This window comes from Noviherbaspirillum aerium (assembly GCF_008929045.1).
GTDB classification, from domain to species: domain Bacteria; phylum Pseudomonadota; class Gammaproteobacteria; order Burkholderiales; family Burkholderiaceae_D; genus Noviherbaspirillum; species Noviherbaspirillum aerium.
On record NZ_VFAH01000015.1, the window covers coordinates 107,645 to 124,274 of the forward strand.

The window sequence follows — 16,630 nt, forward strand, 5'->3', positions numbered from 1 at the left end:
GGTGCCGAGGTGGACCATGGAAGCCGGCGGCTTCACCAGCTGTCGAGCCGGTCGCCCCAGCTGATCATGTCGCGGGTGTAGAAACGGTAGGCATCGGGATGGTCCTTTTCCATGCGCGCCAGATCGAAAATGAACAGCGCCCGTCCGATTGCGCGGCGGCGGAAGCCGCGGTTGCGCTTGCGAAGGACTGCGTCGCGCCAGGCGCCAAGGTTGATGTAGGTGAAATTGTTGCGGCCGAGCGCCGGCTGGCGGAATTGCAGGTCCGCTTCCAGCGCCACATGCGTATGCCCCTCCACATGCAGGCGCAGTCCGAGTTCGCGGTAGGCTGCCATGAAGGCCGGCAACCCGAACAGCGCCCTGTCGGCGATGTCGGATTCCGGTTCCTGGACTTTTGCCATCAGCCGCATCAGGGACACGTCGAGCCAGTACCATTTCAGCTTCGTCAATATCGACAGCAGGTGCAGCCCCAGCCGCGTGCTGCGCCAGGCGCTGCTCCATGTCTCCGGATGGCCAAGCCACAGCACCAGGCTTTCCCGGAAGCAGCTCAGCATCGCATCGTGCAGCCCCCTGGCCTGCGGATTTTTCCTGGCGATCTGCCTCGACTCCGACAGCAGCCTGACCACGGCGGCGACCGATGGCCGGTACAGATCCATTTCGTCGAGCAGGTTGCATAGCCTGCGCGCGCCCGGCAATGCGGGGTCGATGCGCTTGCTGGCGCACCAGATGAAGTGCGAAAGCATGCCGGCCGCGACGGTATCGCCGAAGCAGGGATCACTGAATGCGCGGTAGCCTTCCTGTTGCCATTGTTTCGGCGTCCAGCCGTCGCCCGGACGCCAGTTCGCGGTCGCACGCGCATTGTCCGCGTCGCGCCATTGGCCATGCGTGGCCAGCAACCGCAGCCGGGTGTCGGCGAGATAAAACGGCAGCAGCGGATAGCGTTCCTCGCGGTCGCCGCCCATCTGCGCGCCCACCCAGGCACGGTAGGCGTCGGAAACATCGAGCGCCGTAAGGCCAAGGCATTCCTCATAAAACAATTGCCTGGCCGACGGCACCACCTGCAGCTCCTTGTCGTGGTTGCCGACAATCGGGACGATCGTCACCTTCACGCCGCTGTCGCGCAGCTTGTCCATGCTCTGCCGCATCCAGTAGAAGAAGCCGGAGTATGGCTGGCTGCTGTCGTCGGGCCGCTTGCGCGCATGGATGCATATGATGTCGCTCATGATGTCGAGTACGATCTGCTCGAAGCGCGGATCATTGCGCTGCCAGGGATAGACACCGGCTTGCGCCCATTTGCTGGTGCGGATCAGGTCGATGATGTCGCCGTTGAGAATCAGGATGAGTTCATCGATCCGCTGCAACGCCGGGGTCTGCGCCTTGTCTCCCGGATTGCGGACCGCGAATTCCAGTTGTTCGAAGAACAGCTGCCAGTCGGTCTCGGCCGCGGTCTGGTTGCCCACCGTACAGTCGGTGCAATGGATGTCGCTGATCAGCACGCAGAGCCGGTTGGACGGATCGGCCTGCGCCGGCCAGAGCACCAGGCCGGGGGGCAGCGGCGGCATGCCTGTGTCAGCCATAGCGGCGCACTCCAAGACTGTTCCTTTCGTCTTCGCCATCCGCACGGCTGTGCTCCCGCAGGAATGCCAGCAGATGCGGGAACACATCCTGCGCCGCGTTGCGGCCCATGAAGATGTCCTGGTGGCCGTAGCCGGGCACGACATGCAGCCTGTGGCGCCCGGGAGCCTGCCGCTGGAACAGCTCGTGGCAACGGATGTTGGAATCGGCGAATACCCGGTTGTCCTGGCCCTGAACCAGCAGGATCGGCGTCGGCTGCGCCGCGATGTGCGCGGTATAGTCGTCGGGCAGCGCCGCATGGCGCGGATTGGCGGTATCGTACTTGACGGCGCGATTGCCGCTTTTCACCATCTTGTGCACGTGCCGGTAATAATGAACCGCCACGCCGCCGAACAGGTCTCCCAGCCGGCCATGGGTGACCGGCAGCAGGTTGGCATGATTGAACAGCGCCGGCCGGCCGCTGCCCCACATCAGGCTGAGCATGTAGCATTCCGGCGAGTCGCATTCCTGGTGCACCAGATCGGCGCCCCATGCCAGCAGCTTGCCCATGGAAAAACCCGGCTCCCGCCGCCACGACGGGTTGTAATACTCGATGCCAAGCAGGTTGTCCGATGCCCAGGGCGCGATGCCGAGCTTGAATTTCGACCATTCCGGCACCCTGGGCGTGAGGGCGATGCTGTTGAGAATGGCGCTGGAAATACCCTGCACCGTCTTGCCGAACAGGCTCATCGCCATGGTCAGCGCGCCGACGCAATGGGCGATCACATGCACCCGGCGCTGCGGACCGATGTGCCGGCGCAGTTCCTGCAGCGCGGCCGGATGGTCGAACAGCGCGATGTCATCGAAGGTATAGCGGGTGCGCGCCAGGTTGTAGGGAAAACGGCAGCTGCCGCGATAGTCGAGCGTCCATACATCGCCGTAGCCCTCGTCCAGCAAGGTCTGCACCAGGTTCTGGTGCTCGGGCATGATGAACATGTCCGAGGAACTGGTGAGTCCGTGCACCACCAGCACCACGTCGTCGCTGGGCGCGCGGCGGAAACGGGTGAGTTCGAGCCGCAGTCCGTCGGCCGTCGGAAACGGATGCACGCTGACCGCCGCGCCGGTGACGCCCTCGGTGGTGAATTTCGCATAGCGGCGCTGCGGCTGGCTGGGCGCCGGCGGCAGATGCGGTCCGTAGACATCCCACAGTTTGCCGGCGAAGAAACGCCCGAAGGCGAGCAGCCCGGCCACGCTGGAGCCTCCTTGTGCATCGGTCGCCCGCAGTCCGCGCAAGACCTGCATGAAGTCGGTCAGTCCCAGGCTGATGATGCCGGTCGCCAGCAGCCGCTCTTGCGCCGGCGTATCGGGATCGGCATGTCCGCGATAGACATTGACGAACAGCGTCGTGGTGTCCTTCCAGGCGTCGAGCGGCGCGTCATGCTGCACTTGCTTGTTGCCGACGAAGGTGAACTCCTCCCCCTGGGGCGTGGTGCAGTAGACCTGGTAGTACATGACCTTGCGGTCGCGATCGGCGGTATCCGGCATCAGCCGGAATGTGCCGGACTGCACCGGGCAGACACCGCCCAGCAGCGGGCAGTCGATATGGCCCGACAGCGTGCCGGCATGCCCGCCCTGCTCCAGGAACGCGGCGAGGTCGGCGATGCGCACCGTTACATGCAGGGCCAGCGCATGTCCCGCGCGCTCGCCGTCGGCATGGCCGTCCTCGAAAGTGGTGGCTTCGGCGCTGACGTAGCCTTTCATGACTTCGGCGAACTGGATGCTCACGCCGCTCAGTTCGTTCAGTTTGTCGGACATGCAATGGGCTCCTTCGTGCAGGCGTGGCTCCACCGCCATGGAAGGCAAGTCGGGCGCAGGTTCGGATTGACGGGTCGGACTGGCCGCCCGGGAAGTTTCACAGTTCGGCATCCGGCATGTCGCCGGTGATCTCGTGCGCGATCCACTCGGCCACGGCGGTGATGGTCGCGACCGGGTTGGCGCCCAGCGCGGTTGGCATCAGGGAGCCGTCGGCGACGTACAGATTGCGGTAGTGGAAAACCTGGCCGCGGCTGCCGTCGAGCGCGCTGACCACGCCCTCCTCCGGCGATGCGGCCAGCGCGCAGCCTCCCAGCGGATGCACGGTCACATTGTTCTTTACCGGCCATAGCCAGGTCGGCATCGGCAGAAAATGGCTGCCGCCGATGAAGCGCGTGAAGCGTTCGCCCAGCGCCAGGATTGCGTCATACAGCGGGCGGTTGCTCTCCTGCGGCCAGTCGATGTCGAGATAGCCGTCCTGGTTCAGGCGCAGCACGCCCTGCGCATTGTCCAGTCCCATGCACAGCAGCACCGCGCTGTACTGGGACAAGTCATGGGAAAACAGTTTCTGCACCAGGAAGCCGACGCTGCTCTGCCTGCGCCCGGGATAGTAGCGGTTGAAGCTATAACCGAGCACCTGCTTGCAGGCTTGCCAGAACATCTGCAGCGGATTCATCATCGGACCGAAGGCCGCGGCAGCCCAGCCGACCTGCGTCGGGTAACTGGCATCTTCAAGAATGAAGGCCCGCTTGCGGTCGAATTGATCGAACAGGTGATGATCGGTGTATTGGGTGATGACCGGGCCGTAGGTCGAATTCAGTTCCTTTTTGCCCTCCACCGCGAAGGCGAGGAAATCGCCGTTGCCGGAAAAATGCCGGCCGAGCTTCGAGGACAGGCGCGGCAGACTGCGGTGCACGTCGCGGCAGCGCAACAGAAGCTCATTGGTGCCCAGCGTGCCCGCGGAGACCACGACCCGCTGCGCGGTTACCTCGCATTGCCGGCCCTGTTCCAGGTCTCGGTAATAGACGCGGTAGCCGTGCGTGCCGTCGGCCTGCGGGTCGTCGGCCTGCCGCTCGTTCATCGGCATGATCCGTTCCACCAGCGACTGCGTGCGCACTTCCAGGCGATAGCGCTGGCGGGCCACGTGCAGGTAATTGTGATCGACCGAATTCTTGGCCTGCACGTTGCAGCCGATATCGCATTCGCCGCAATACGTGCATGAGGTCTGCAGCGCGCCGTAGCGGTTGGGCTGCTGCACGCCCAGCGGCAGCGGCTCGCCGTTGCGCTTGTAGCTGTAGTCGTTGCCGAAATAGACGCAGATGTCCGCCAGTTTTGTCGGCAGCCCCGCCTCGCGTGCGAAAGACTGGAATTGCACCGTGCGCTGGATATGGCGCCGGTCGCCGGGCCCGGCGGCGGGCGGCACCGTGCGCGCGCCGAGTACCTGCTGCGCGACGTCGTAATAAGGTGCCAGCGTGTCGCGGTTGAGGCTCGCGGGCCAGTCCTGTTCGAAGACTGGCGCCGGCGGGCGCAGAAATACATTCGCATAGATCTGCGATCCGCCGCCGTACACTGCGGACGTCACCGTATCGATCTTGCCGAAGTGCCGGATATCGAACATGCCGGTGAGATGGCCGAGCCGGGCCTTGCGCCTGCGCACCGCGTGCGGCCTGCGCGCCGCATCGCCCTGCGGACACCAGACATTGTCCGCCAGGTCGTTCGGACTGCGCGGATAGGCACCGAGCTGGTACTGGCGGCCGCGTTCCAGCAAAAGCACGCGGCCCGGCCAGCGCCGCGACAGCCGGGCCGACATGACCGCGCCGCCAAAGCCGCTGCCGATAATCAGCACGTCATACTGTACGGCTATGCTCATGCTGATTCCTGACATATAGTCCCGCTTGGGAAACCGAATATGTAGTTGACTTCATGTTGAGATATTATTTCTCCACAGAAATGCGCACTTTATAACAAAATGTAACAATTGATGACTTGAAAAAGAATGTTTTTTAGTTATTTAAGCGGCTGGCATTGCAATGTTTCCTACACTTAACGGATTCGGACCAAATCGAGTCCCGGAACCCACTCTCAGCCCCATCGACGGACATCAGCTTTGCCGTCGCCTGGCAGCCGGGCTGAAATTTTCCCCTCTGGCGCTGATGCAGGGCTTGCTTGCTCTGCTCGCTCTGCTTGCTTTGTCGGGCGTCTTGCTATGCGCGCCGGCCCGGGCCGGCGACCTGCGCATTGAAGACAAGGGGGTAGGCACGCCTCTCGTACTCACGCCCTATTGGGACGTTCTGGAAGACCGCGAACAGCGGCTGAGTCTCGACGACGTAACCGGGCCGGAAGTCGCGGCGCGGTTCGCGCCCTCCAACATGAACACCGATTCCCTGAATTTCGGCTTGCGACGCTCGGCGATCTGGCTGCGCATTCATCTGCGCAACGCCTCCCCGCGGGAAGTGGAGCGCCTGCTGGAGGTCTCCTTTACGCACCTGCATTCAGTCGAGTTCTACGCGCAGCGCCCCGGCGGTTATGACCGGATCGTCACCGGCCATTCGCTTCCGTTTTCGGAGCGCCCCGTCAATCACCGCAATTTCGTTTTTCCGATCCGGATCGCCGCCGAATCCGGCGGCACCTATTACCTGCGCGTCGCTTCCGGCACCTCCCTCGACATCCCGACCAAGCTGTGGGAGCCGCAGACCTTCAATCACAAGAGCATGCAAGAGTACATCGGGCAGTCGCTGTATTTCGGCATGCTGCTGGCGCTCGGCCTCTACAACTTTCTGCTGTTTGCCTCCCTGCGCGACCGCACCTATCTCTATTACGTGCTGTTCGTCTGCGCCAACGCGCTGTCGATCGTGGCCTTCAGCGGCATGGGTTTCCAGTTTCTCTGGCCCGACATGCCCGAATGGTCAAAGATTTCCTCGATGATCGGCTTCGCCTCCACCGGGTTTACCCTGCTGCTGTTCCAGCGCCGGCTGCTCTCCACCTACGACACCGTACCTTGGCTGGACCGGGTCATGAGTGCCTTTCTGGTTCTCAATATCTTGCAGATGATCGGGTTTTTCATCATCCCCTATCATCGCATCATTGGCATGGCGATTGCGCTGGATGCGGCAAACATGCTGCTGGCAGTGGTCGTGGGCGTAGTGTGCAAGCTGCGCGGCCAGCGCAGCGCGCGCTTCTTCCTGCTTGCATTCAGTTGCCTTGTTTTCACGGCCGTCCTCACCGCGCTGCGCAGCTACGGCGTCAAGGGCATACCCAATTTCATGGCGGTCTACGGCATGCAGATCGGTTCGGCCATCGAGATGCTGCTGCTGTCGCTGGCACTTGCCGACCGCTTCAACCAGGTCAAGCGGGAAAAGGAGCAGGCGCAGCAGCAGCTGGTGGATGCGCTGAAGCGTTCCGAACGCATGCTGGAGCAGCGAGTGCTGGAACGCACCGCCGAACTGTCGCGCATCAACCAGGAATTGCGGGAACACGAGCGGGCCCTGGAAGTCGCCAAGGAAGGCGCCGAGGATGCCTCCCGCATGAAGTCCGCCTTCCTGGCCAACATGAGCCATGAAATACGCACGCCGATGAATGCCGTGATCGGCATGGCCTACCTCGCCCTGCGCACCGATCTCACCGGCAGGCAGCGCGACTATGTGGAAAAGATCCACCGCGCGGCGGTGTCGCTCCTGGGCATCATCGATGACATTCTCGACTTTTCCAAGATCGAGGCTGGAAAACTAAGCATCGACCGCACGGATTTTTCGCTTCATGATGTGCTCGGTCACGTCGACACGGTCACCAGCCAGCGGGCCAGCGACAAGAAGCTCAGCTATGTCTTCGACATCGCCGAGGACGTGCCGGTGCATCTGAATGGCGATCCGCTGCGGCTGGGCCAGGTTCTGGTCAACCTGATGAGCAACGCCATCAAGTTCACCCACGCGGGACGGGTGCTGCTCCGCTGCCGGGTGCATGCCATCGACAAAGGCGGCGTGGACCTGAGGTTCGAGGTGGAAGACAGCGGCATCGGCATGACCCTCGAGCAGCAGTCGCGTCTGTTCCAGGCATTCAATCAGGCCGATACATCGACAACCCGCAAGTACGGCGGTACCGGGCTCGGCCTGGCGATCAGCCAAAGGCTGGTGGAAATGATGGGGGGCAGCATCGGCCTGCACAGCGAGCCCGGCGTCGGTTCCATATTTGCCTTCACCGTGCGCCTCGGATACGGCGCGCTGACCGTGTCGGCGCTGCCCAGCTTGCCCGACCGCCTGCGCGCCAGCCGGGTGCTGGTGGTGGACGACAATCCGGCGGCACGGGAAATCATCTGCCACCTGGTCCAAGCCTTCGGTCTGCATGTCGACAGCGAGGAAACCGCGCTCGATGCGCTGGCCGCCATCCGCCGAGCGGACGCTGCCCTACCCTACGACCTGGTGCTGGCCGACTTCGGCATGCCCGGCATGAACGGCCTGCAGCTTGCGGAACAGATCGCTCATGGCAACCTGCGCCGCACGCCCAAGGTCATCCTGATCACGGCGTTCGGACGCGACGACGTGATGCGCCAGGCGGAAAACGCGCCGCTGGCCGCCATGCTGTTCAAACCGATCGACCAGTCGCTGCTGCACGACACTTTCGTCAAGGTGCTGGCCAGCGAGGCGCCGGTGCGTGCCCCGGGACTGTACGGGCGTACCCTGCCGCGTTTTGATGGATGCCGCGTGCTGCTGGTGGAAGATAACGACGTCAACCAGCAGATCGCGCGGGAAATGCTTGTCGCCACCGGACTGCAGGTGGAAATTGCCGGCAACGGCCGGATTGCGCTGGAGCGCGTTTTCGGCACCGGCCCCGAGGGCTACGACCTTGTGCTGATGGATATCCAGATGCCGGAGATGGGCGGACATGCGGCGACCCGGCGCATCCGTATGGATGAACGGTTCATGCAGCTTCCCATCATTGCGATGACCGCGCATGCTTCCGCCGATGAACGGGAAGCCTGCATCCTAAGCGGCATGCAGGACCATATTACGAAACCGATCGACCCCGACGTCTTCTATGCGACGCTGTCGCGCTGGCTTGGGCGCAAGGCTGCCGCTGCCGCGTCGCGGGGAGCGGTATCCGATGCTTTCAAGGTGTCGGATGTGTCCGATCTATCGGATGTATCGTCAGCGATCCCCTTGCAGGCACACATCGCTCCGATTGAAATTCCCGGTTTTGATACTGGCGATACGCTCGATCGGCTATCGGGCGATGTCGATCTCTATCATCAGATCCTGGAGATGCTGATTCCCAGCCTCACCGAGACTCTGGAAAAATTCGACGCCGCGGTGGAGGCTTCCGATAACGATGCCGCGCGTTCCGCAGTGCATACCGTGCGCGGCATGGTTGCCAATGTGGGTGCGACAGCGCTTACGGAACAAGCTGCGGAACTGGAAGCGCTGCTGGCGGCGCGCATGGCGCATCCGGAACGCCTGCAAGGCTTCCGCGAGAGCGTGGAGAAGACGCTGCATCTTGTCGAACAGGGACTGGCCGGGCGCAAGGCCGCATGATTGCCGCGGAAGTGGGGCTTGGTCCGGCGGAACGACACTCCGGCATCCGCCGTAAGCCTGCGCTTCCGTGCCGCTGATCTCACCCTGTGTTTCTGGAAGAGGGTCGGGGTGACGGAGCCGACCCAAGCTATTTTCGCGCCGGGTCGATGGAAGTTTGTCGAGCCAGTCTGATCCTGCGTTGATTTCTCTGCCCGCTGCTTCCTGCGGCATGGCTGGCATCGTGTCATGCGGCACCGGCGTGAGTAAATCCGCATCGCAAATGAAGCGCAGCCATGCAGCCATGCATGCCGGATGCGAATCGCATCATCGGTCCTCCACAGCGGCAAGGAAGATGACAAGTGCAAGGATGGTCCAGGCGTGCACATCACGCTGGCGCAGTCTTCGGATAAAGCCTCGATAACGCTCCTCCGCGAAAATGGGACCGATCGTATTGCCGGCGCAGAGCCGTGGGGATGACGTCGCGTGTGCAAGTGGAGTCGGTTATCGCAAGCGACATTGCATGATGGCATTTAATTGATCATCTTCGATCTTTACGCGTCGAAACTTTGTTCTTCCTGTGATCATTTGTAAGAAATTTGGATTAAGGAAGTTTGTTTGCGCAATATCGAGGCAACAACGGATGCGAAGTCTATCCTAGACCGCAACTTTGATAGCCGGAATTGGTCTTGTGTCAGGTCAAGATGGCCACCGGAAACTTGACGGTGAAAGGTGCACGTCATCCTGTCTCGATACCTATCTCGATACATAGCCAGACACGGCCATCCAGAAACAGAAGACGTGCCATCGCGCGTTGGCAGAATCCATTTTTCCAGAACGGTTGATATGCACGAGGAATCCCATCAAGCCCGTCAAGCCGGCTCGTCCGGCACCCATGCCCTGAACGCGGGAGCACGCATCGATAACGCGGAGATCGTGAGCCAGATTGGCAGCAGCCCGGCCGCGATCGTTTACCTGGCCAGGGAAATTTCTTCAGGCAGGCGCATCGCCCTGCGGGAATACATGCCGCACGGACTTGCAGCCCGCACGGCCGATGGCAGCGTCCGCCCGTCCGGCAACACCGAAGCGGAAGTTTTCGCAGCCGGCCTGCGCAGCTTCATCAACGAGGCGCTGGTGCTTTCGCGGCTGTCCGTACCGTCACTGCTGAGCTTTGACCGCTACATTGAACTGCATGGCACTGCCTACGCATACATGCCCTTCCATGAGGGCAGCACGCTCGACAGCACCGTTGCCGAGCAGGACTTCAATCCCGACGAAACCTGGATACGCATGCTGATTGCCCGCCTGCTCGATGCCGCGGAAGCGGCTCAGCGGGTGCAGTCCTGTCACGGCAATATCCACCCCGGCAATATCCTGATCCGCCCCGACGGCACGCCGCTGCTGCTGGAGTTCGATACGGCACAGGCGACCATCGGCGAGATCATCCGCACGCCTACCGGCATACTCCTCACCGGGTACGCAGCCGTGGAGCAGCATTTCAATGCCAGGGAACGCAACATCGGCGCCTGGACAGACATCTACGCGATCGGAGCAACCGCGTATTTCCTGGTCACCGGGCATCCTCCGCCCTATGCCATGCAGAGGCTCTCCAATGAAGGCATGCTGCCGGCGCTGGCTGCCGCGCGCGGCAGCCGCTCACGCGGACTGCTTGCAGCAATCGGACGCGCCCTCGCCATTCATCCGGAGCACAGGTTCCAAAGCATCGCGGAAATGCGCGCCGCGCTTGCCGCCGAACGCGAAATTGTCTTGCCGGAAGCACCCTCGATCCTGCGTGCCGACAACGGGCGGGCTGCGATGCAGTCGCATCGGGAATCCATGACATCAGCCGCTCATGCCGCTGCCGGCACGGCCAGCACCCAGGCAGAGCAAGTTACCCGGATCAACCCGGGGACGATGCATGCACCGCTCGCCGAAGCGCAGGAGCATGCCTTGCCCGCGCTGCCGGACAACTGGCGCAAGGCTGTGCCCGCGGAAGAGCCGCGGTTCGGACGTCCGCATAAAAAGGGCCGCTCGGCACTGTGGATGTCGGGTCTGATGCTGATGGCAGGAGCGAGCGTCGGCCTTGGCGCGGGTTATCTGCATTTCATTGGCGACGACAATACGCCTGCCGCCGAGGCTGCGGAAGGCAGGCCGCAGCAGTTCGATGCCCAGCAACGCCAGGACACGCAGGTCGCGGCCGTAACGCCTGGCGCTGCGGCTCCTGCAGCGATACCGCCGCGCACCGAACCGGCCGCACCGGCACGAAACAGCGAAAGCAAGCCATCGCCAGCAACACCTGCTTCGCCGGCCCCGGCTGCAGCCCCGGCGTCGCCCACGGCTTCAACCGCACCGGCCGCTCCATCCGTATCGCCCGCCGCCAAGCTCCCCCAACCGCCTTTGCCACTGCCTTCATCACCCGCCGGCACGGCCAGCGCCGCAAAGGCCGGCCCGACACCGGACACCAACGACGCCGCGCGCCTGGCTGCGCAGGAGCAGGAGCAGTGGCGAATCGCCGGGTACGTGGATCAGCCTGTCTCCTATGAGACTTATCTGAAACGCTATCCCAACGGCCGCTATGCCGACGCGGCGCGGGAAAAGCTGGCATCAATGCAAGCGCGCCCCGAACAGCGCCAGGCCGCAACCGCCGCACCTGCAGAAGCGTCCGAGCGCCCGTCCCAGTCTGTCGCTTCCGCTGCGGCATCATCGGCTGCCGCTGCCTCACCCGGCCGCAGTGAGCGCACTGAGCGCACTGAGCGCACCGAAGCGCGCGCAGCCGCCGGCGGCGATGAAGACAGGCAGGCACCGTCGGCCGCACGCGAGGATGATTCTCCGGCGCCTCCCGTGGCCGCCTCGGGAAATTCCCGGGTGATCCGTCTGGATGGCCAGACCATGACCGGCAGCTTCACCGCCGACCCGTCCAGCGGCGTGGTTTCCGGCAGCGGACGCATCGAATGGTCCAACGGCGACCGCTTTGACGGCACGCTGGTGCGCGGTTCCAAGGAAGGCAAGGGACAGTTTGTCTGGCGCAACGGTCAGCGCTACAGCGGCGACTGGTCGGGCAATGAACCCAACGGCAGGGGCACCATCGTTTTTGCCAACGGCAACCGCTACGACGGCGACGTCAGGAACGGCCTTCCCAACGGCAGGGGCACGCTGGTATTCGCGGACAAGACCCGTTATGAAGGCGATGTGCGAAGCGGTGTGCCAAACGGCAAGGGAACCATGACCTTCCCTGACGGCACCCGATACGAAGGCGATGTCCGCAATGGCGTCCCTCATGGGCAAGGCGTCACCCGGTTCAAGAACGGCGATGTTTACGTCGGCACGGTGGCGCAAGGCCGCAGCAACGGACATGGCCGCTTCAGCTGGAGCAACGGCACGGCATGGGAAGGCGAATTCCGTGATGGACAGCGCACCGAAAACGGCAAGCTCCTTACCGCAATGAGCCGTTCGGCGATGAGTTCCGGCTCGCCTGGTGGTGCTTCCGACGGCAACGCATCGGCAGGCATGCGGGACGAGACAGTGACGAAGTAAGCGTATGGAGACCGGTTGTTCCAGGTTTCGCAACATACGGTGCTGGATTGACGACAGACATCAAGCCGTTGGAGAAGGCTGCTCGGGAATCCAGCGCAGCGTCAGAATGGTGCAGCCCTCTTCCACTGTATAGCGGTGATGAATGCCTTCACCCCAGAGGCAGAAGTGCCCGTTCGTCTCCAGCAGATACTCCGCAATGCTTTCCTCCGGAAAGTCCGGATACTCCGAAAACTGGAGCCTGAACCGGCCCGGCATGCCGACCAGAATGGAGATCGTCCGTCCTTCGCTGACCGGTTTGCCGCTGCCGCGCGGATCGCCGGCCGCATGGCGCATCCATTTCATCGCCAGCGTGTGCGATCTCCTGTCGCTGGGCATGTAACGCAGCCCGCCTGCCTCGTTTGAGCTGTCCCGCACCCAATCGCTGAATCCAAGGAACCAGCCGGTGCCTTGCGTATCGATCCCGTCGAGATGTCCGAATTCGATATCCATGCCGATTCCTCACGCGATCCGCTTTATCAAGAACAACACCGGTCAAAGACAATATTGCGGGAAGGTACGTTGCCCAGAGCGGACTGCGGTCGCTTGGTCCGTCGCTTTGCCCTGCATTTCAAGCCGAACAGATCCTTCCAGCGATCCATCGGCAATTCGCCCCGGCGTATCGAGTTGATGCAGCACATGCTATCGGTCACGGCAGATCACGCATTGCTCTCGCGCAGAAAAGGCAAAAGGCTTATCGGGGAATGCGTCTCAGGAATAACGGCAGGACGGCCTTGACGCAAGGCGTGACGATGCGACGGTAACGAGTTAAGACAAGGAATCACAACATGCCGGACGTCCTGTTATGGCGGCGGCCATCCCCCTTATGGGGTGCATTGCATAAAGGGCTGTGGCCGCTCCAGGCTTCAGGGCAAAGCAACATGGAGGATGCGGCAGACTATCTTCGCGACACATGTCCCGAAAGCAGCGAAGCCGGAAAAACCGGCTTCGTCGGCGGAAACGCCATGGTGGAGTGCGGCGTATGCGGCTATGTCAGGTCAGCGCGAGATGCTGTTGCTGCTGAGGCAGGAATTCCCGGATATCGCGTGGTTTGCGGCGGCGCGGATGCTGGATTTCATCCGTGCGCATGGCCCTTGCGGCCTTCCACAGCAGCACGTCGTCCTCATAGCTGCGCAGCGCGGTAGTCTTTTCCCAGAGTACCCGGCGGTGAGTAACGAAATCCCAGCATACCGGCGTCAGTCCGTTCAGCCTGCCTTCGTGCTTCATGCGCAGCGCAACCGTCATCACATCTCCCGCATGCGGCACGTCTTCCGGAAACTGGATCGAGTTTGCCCAGGCCCGCACGTCACAAAAGTCGATCACCTGGCCGCGCAGCGGCTTGTGCCACTGGTCAGGATGGGCATGCTGATTTGGCCAACGACCTGCGCCAACCCAAGTACCCGTTTTGAACATGACTGATCTCCTTGTTTAAGCAGTGGCGGCAATCCGCTAACGTCCTGCGCCGAGAACACGAAAGTTACTTTCCTTAAACATATGCAACAGAGCAATTAATTCTATCGGTATTGAACAGCTGCAATTCATTGCCGCATACTGTTGTTACATACAGTACGTCGCATTCTAGCCTTTATTTATAAGGCCTGCAGAGATTTTTTGCGATTTTAACGGAGCAATTCTTGCGGCTTAATGACATGACAACAGGCCGGACAACTTTCTTGCCCAATCTCAAACACGAGCGGCGGTTCAAACCGTTTTCGCGCTCCGCCATCAAAAATTCCTGGATTGCTTGCGCATGCGAGACCGGGAAATGCATGGTCTCTCCCCATGCGCGGCTTTGTGTATGCTTATGGTCTTCTCAATCAATGCCTGTCGCGAAGCCCCGGACAGGATTCATGCACGCCTGGAGATTTCATGTACACCCTGTATTACTCCCCCGGTTCCGCCAGCATGGCGGTCCATGCTGCGCTGATCGAGGCAGGTGTTCCCTATGACCTGGAAATGCTGGACTTCCAGCATGGCGAGCAGCGCACCTCGGCCTACCTTCGCCTCAATCCGCAAGGAACCGTTCCGACCTTGCTCATCGACGGCAAACCCGCCTTCGAATCGGCGGCGCTGCTGATGACGCTTGCCGAGCGCCATCCGCAGGCCGATCTCGCGCCCGGGCCGGGAAGCCCGTTGCGGCCGGCCTGGCATCAGTGGATGGTTTATCTGTCCAATAATCTCGGCGCGACCTTCCGCTTCTGGTTCTATCCTTCCGACCTTGGCGCCGACGAGCACCCGGATGCCGTGCGCAGGGCCTTGCAGCAAAAGATAGAAGCGGCATGGGAATGCCTCGATGGCGAGTTGTCGGCCAACGGGCCTTACCTGCTCGGCGAGCGGTTTTCAACGGCCGATCTGCTGCTGGCCATGTACATGCGCTGGTCGCGCAACATGCCGCGTCCGGCCACCAGCTGGCCGGCGCTCGACAGGCTGGCATTGCTGGTTCGCCAGCGCCCGAGCTGGAAGCGCATGACGGAACTGGAGGGTCTGACCGACTGGACCCTGATGGCTTGAGGACGTTGATCCGAGGGCAGGATCCCTTGGCAACAACGCAAAACGGCCTGCACGCATGCAGGCCGTTTTTATGGAAAGAAGGCAGGCTTGGCGCCAGCCTGCGCTTACGCGATCACTTGCCCGGCAGCTTGCCGGCCACGCCTTCGACGTAATAATCCATCTTGTTGAGCGCTTCGTCGCTCAGCGCGCCCTTTTCAAGGCGTACCTTGCCTTCGTTGTCCTTGACCGGGCCGTCGAACGGCGTCAGCTTGCCGGAAACGATCTCTTTTTCCTTGGCCGCAACGAGCTGCTTCACATCCTCGGGCACCGCGCTGCCGATGGCTTCCAGCTTGACCATGCCGTCCTTGATGCCGCCCCAGGTGCTGCTGGTCTTCCACTTGCCGTCGATGACCTGCTGCGCGGCATTGGTGTAGTACTTGCCCCAGTGATGGGTCACCGCGCCGATCTGCGCCTTGGGACCGAATTTCTTCATGTCGGAGTGGTAAGCCACCGCATACTTGCCCTTCTCTTCCGCCGCCTGAACGATGGCGGTGGAGTCGGTATGGTGGGTCACCACGTCGGCATTCTGGCCCAGCAGCGTGATGGCGGCATCGCGTTCCTTGCCCGGGTCGAACCAGCTGTTGACCCAGACCACCCGCACTTCCGCTTTAGGATTCACACTGCGCATGCCGCGGGTGAAGGCATTGATGCCTTGCAGAACTTCGGGGATCGGGAAAGCGGCGACATAGCCGGCCACGTTCGACTTGGTCATCTTGCCCGCAAGAACGCCGGCGAGGTAGCGGCCTTCATAAAAGCGCGCGTTTGTCGTGGCGACGTTGGGCGCGGTCTTGTAACCGGTCAGGTGCACGAACTTGACGTCGGGATACTGCTTGGCAACCTTGAGCGTCGGGTTCATGTAGCCGAACGACGTGGTGAAGATAAGCTTGCTGCCCTGCTGCGCGAGATCGCGGATGACACGTTCCGCATCGGCGCTTTCCGGCACGTTCTCGACGAACTTGGTCGTCACCTTGCCCCCCAGGCTTTTTTCCATTTCCTTGCGTGCGATGTCGTGCTGGGTAGTCCAGCCGGCCTCGCCGATCGGGCTGATATAGACGAAACCGACGTTCAGGGGCGCGGGATCGGCTGCAAACGAGGGGGCGGCTGCGAGTGCCGGCAGGACAGCGATGGCGGACAAGGCGCCCCGCATGAAGGTTTTCGACATGGTTTTCCTCTACATGTGACTCCCACTTGCTGTTGAATGGACGCCAAGCCACGCCGTGTGGGTAAAACAGCGGGATTGTCAGGCCGCAGGAAGTCCCGCGCCAAAAGTCCGGTCTGATTCAGATGCCTGGGTATCGGAATCAATAATGCCAACTTCGAAAACAACTCGCTGCCGGTGTCGTGCACCGCATGCCAACATCGCATTTGCAGTACAAATGCTTGTTGAATTATGAACAGGTCAGCGGGGAGCATTATATGTATACGCGGATAGTATACATACAGTTTTTCGTATTCCGTGATGCGGATGCGCGCAGGGCGACGCAGCTTCGCGCGGTTGACATCTCAATACCTGCGGCACCCGTTGCCGCGACATGACATCACTGCTTGCACAGCATCGCGAACGGCGACATCGCCACTTGTACATTTCCAGTCCGCAGATACATTGCCACTGACGGCAGCCATCATGGAAGCATGGGCCATCCTTC

General features: G+C 61.9%; 9 protein-coding genes. 3 read left to right on the top strand and 6 right to left on the bottom strand.

The genetic code is table 11. The features are described 5' to 3' along the window. Positions 1 to 32: 32 nt before the first annotated feature. The 3 genes from FH061_RS20055 to FH061_RS20065 all read right to left on the bottom strand — a co-directional run bounded on the left by FH061_RS20055 (position 33) and on the right by FH061_RS20065 (position 5,233). Complete coding sequence (locus FH061_RS20055; protein ID WP_151637604.1) at positions 33 to 1,574, bottom strand: metallophosphoesterase family protein; 1,542 nt, start codon at positions 1,572 to 1,574, stop codon at positions 33 to 35. Next, positions 1,567 to 3,366 carry an alpha/beta fold hydrolase gene (locus tag FH061_RS20060; protein ID WP_151637605.1) on the bottom strand — a complete coding sequence of 600 codons (1,800 nt, stop codon included), beginning with the start codon at positions 3,364 to 3,366 and terminating at the stop codon, positions 1,567 to 1,569. Before FH061_RS20060 ends, FH061_RS20055 begins: the two co-directional genes overlap by 8 nt. A gap of 97 nt (positions 3,367 to 3,463) precedes the next feature. Then, positions 3,464 to 5,233, bottom strand: a complete 1,770-nt coding sequence (locus tag FH061_RS20065) for a GMC family oxidoreductase N-terminal domain-containing protein (RefSeq protein WP_151637606.1) — start codon at positions 5,231 to 5,233, stop codon at positions 3,464 to 3,466. A 160-nt stretch (positions 5,234 to 5,393) separates the two neighbouring features. On the opposite strand from FH061_RS20065, the gene FH061_RS20070 reads away from it, so the two are divergent. Further along, a complete protein-coding gene (locus FH061_RS20070; protein WP_151637607.1) occupies positions 5,394 to 8,888 on the top strand; it encodes a 7TM diverse intracellular signaling domain-containing protein in 3,495 nt (1,164 codons plus the stop codon). Positions 8,889 to 9,710: 822 nt separating this feature from the next. Continuing rightward, positions 9,711 to 12,398, top strand: a complete 2,688-nt coding sequence (locus tag FH061_RS20075; protein ID WP_151637608.1) for a protein kinase domain-containing protein — start codon at positions 9,711 to 9,713, stop codon at positions 12,396 to 12,398. Positions 12,399 to 12,458: 60 nt separating this feature from the next. On the opposite strand, the gene FH061_RS20080 is transcribed toward FH061_RS20075, so the two are convergent. Beyond that, a complete protein-coding gene (locus FH061_RS20080) occupies positions 12,459 to 12,887 on the bottom strand; it encodes a hypothetical protein (RefSeq protein ID WP_151637609.1) in 429 nt (142 codons plus the stop codon). Positions 12,888 to 13,427: 540 nt separating this feature from the next. Then, a complete protein-coding gene (locus FH061_RS20085; protein ID WP_151637610.1) occupies positions 13,428 to 13,847 on the bottom strand; it encodes a hypothetical protein in 420 nt (139 codons plus the stop codon). Between the two features lie 456 nt (positions 13,848 to 14,303). Here FH061_RS20085 and FH061_RS20090 point away from each other — a divergent pair, with 456 nt between their 5' ends. Beyond that, positions 14,304 to 14,945 (top strand): glutathione S-transferase family protein, encoded by a 642-nt coding sequence (locus FH061_RS20090; protein WP_151637611.1) that lies wholly within the window; start codon positions 14,304 to 14,306, stop codon positions 14,943 to 14,945. Positions 14,946 to 15,057: 112 nt separating this feature from the next. Here FH061_RS20090 and FH061_RS20095 read toward each other — a convergent pair whose 3' ends face one another. Beyond that, positions 15,058 to 16,146 (bottom strand): BMP family ABC transporter substrate-binding protein, encoded by a 1,089-nt coding sequence (locus tag FH061_RS20095; RefSeq protein WP_225984752.1) that lies wholly within the window; start codon positions 16,144 to 16,146, stop codon positions 15,058 to 15,060. Positions 16,147 to 16,630: the final 484 nt, after the last annotated feature.

What these genes read in the sequence shown, in the direction of transcription:
- FH061_RS20090 (WP_151637611.1), top strand. Translation starts at nt 14,304, where the DNA reads ATGTACACCCTGTATTACTCCCCCGGTTCCGCCAGCATGGCGGTCCAT.
- FH061_RS20060 (WP_151637605.1), bottom strand. Translation starts at nt 3,366, where the DNA reads ATGTCCGACAAACTGAACGAACTGAGCGGCGTGAGCATCCAGTTCGCC.
- FH061_RS20085 (WP_151637610.1), bottom strand. Translation starts at nt 13,847, where the DNA reads ATGTTCAAAACGGGTACTTGGGTTGGCGCAGGTCGTTGGCCAAATCAG.
- FH061_RS20075 (WP_151637608.1), top strand. Translation starts at nt 9,711, where the DNA reads ATGCACGAGGAATCCCATCAAGCCCGTCAAGCCGGCTCGTCCGGCACC.
- FH061_RS20070 (WP_151637607.1), top strand. Translation starts at nt 5,394, where the DNA reads ATGTTTCCTACACTTAACGGATTCGGACCAAATCGAGTCCCGGAACCC.
- FH061_RS20065 (WP_151637606.1), bottom strand. Translation starts at nt 5,233, where the DNA reads ATGAGCATAGCCGTACAGTATGACGTGCTGATTATCGGCAGCGGCTTT.
- FH061_RS20095 (WP_225984752.1), bottom strand. Translation starts at nt 16,146, where the DNA reads ATGTCGAAAACCTTCATGCGGGGCGCCTTGTCCGCCATCGCTGTCCTG.
- FH061_RS20055 (WP_151637604.1), bottom strand. Translation starts at nt 1,574, where the DNA reads ATGGCTGACACAGGCATGCCGCCGCTGCCCCCCGGCCTGGTGCTCTGG.
- FH061_RS20080 (WP_151637609.1), bottom strand. Translation starts at nt 12,887, where the DNA reads ATGGATATCGAATTCGGACATCTCGACGGGATCGATACGCAAGGCACC.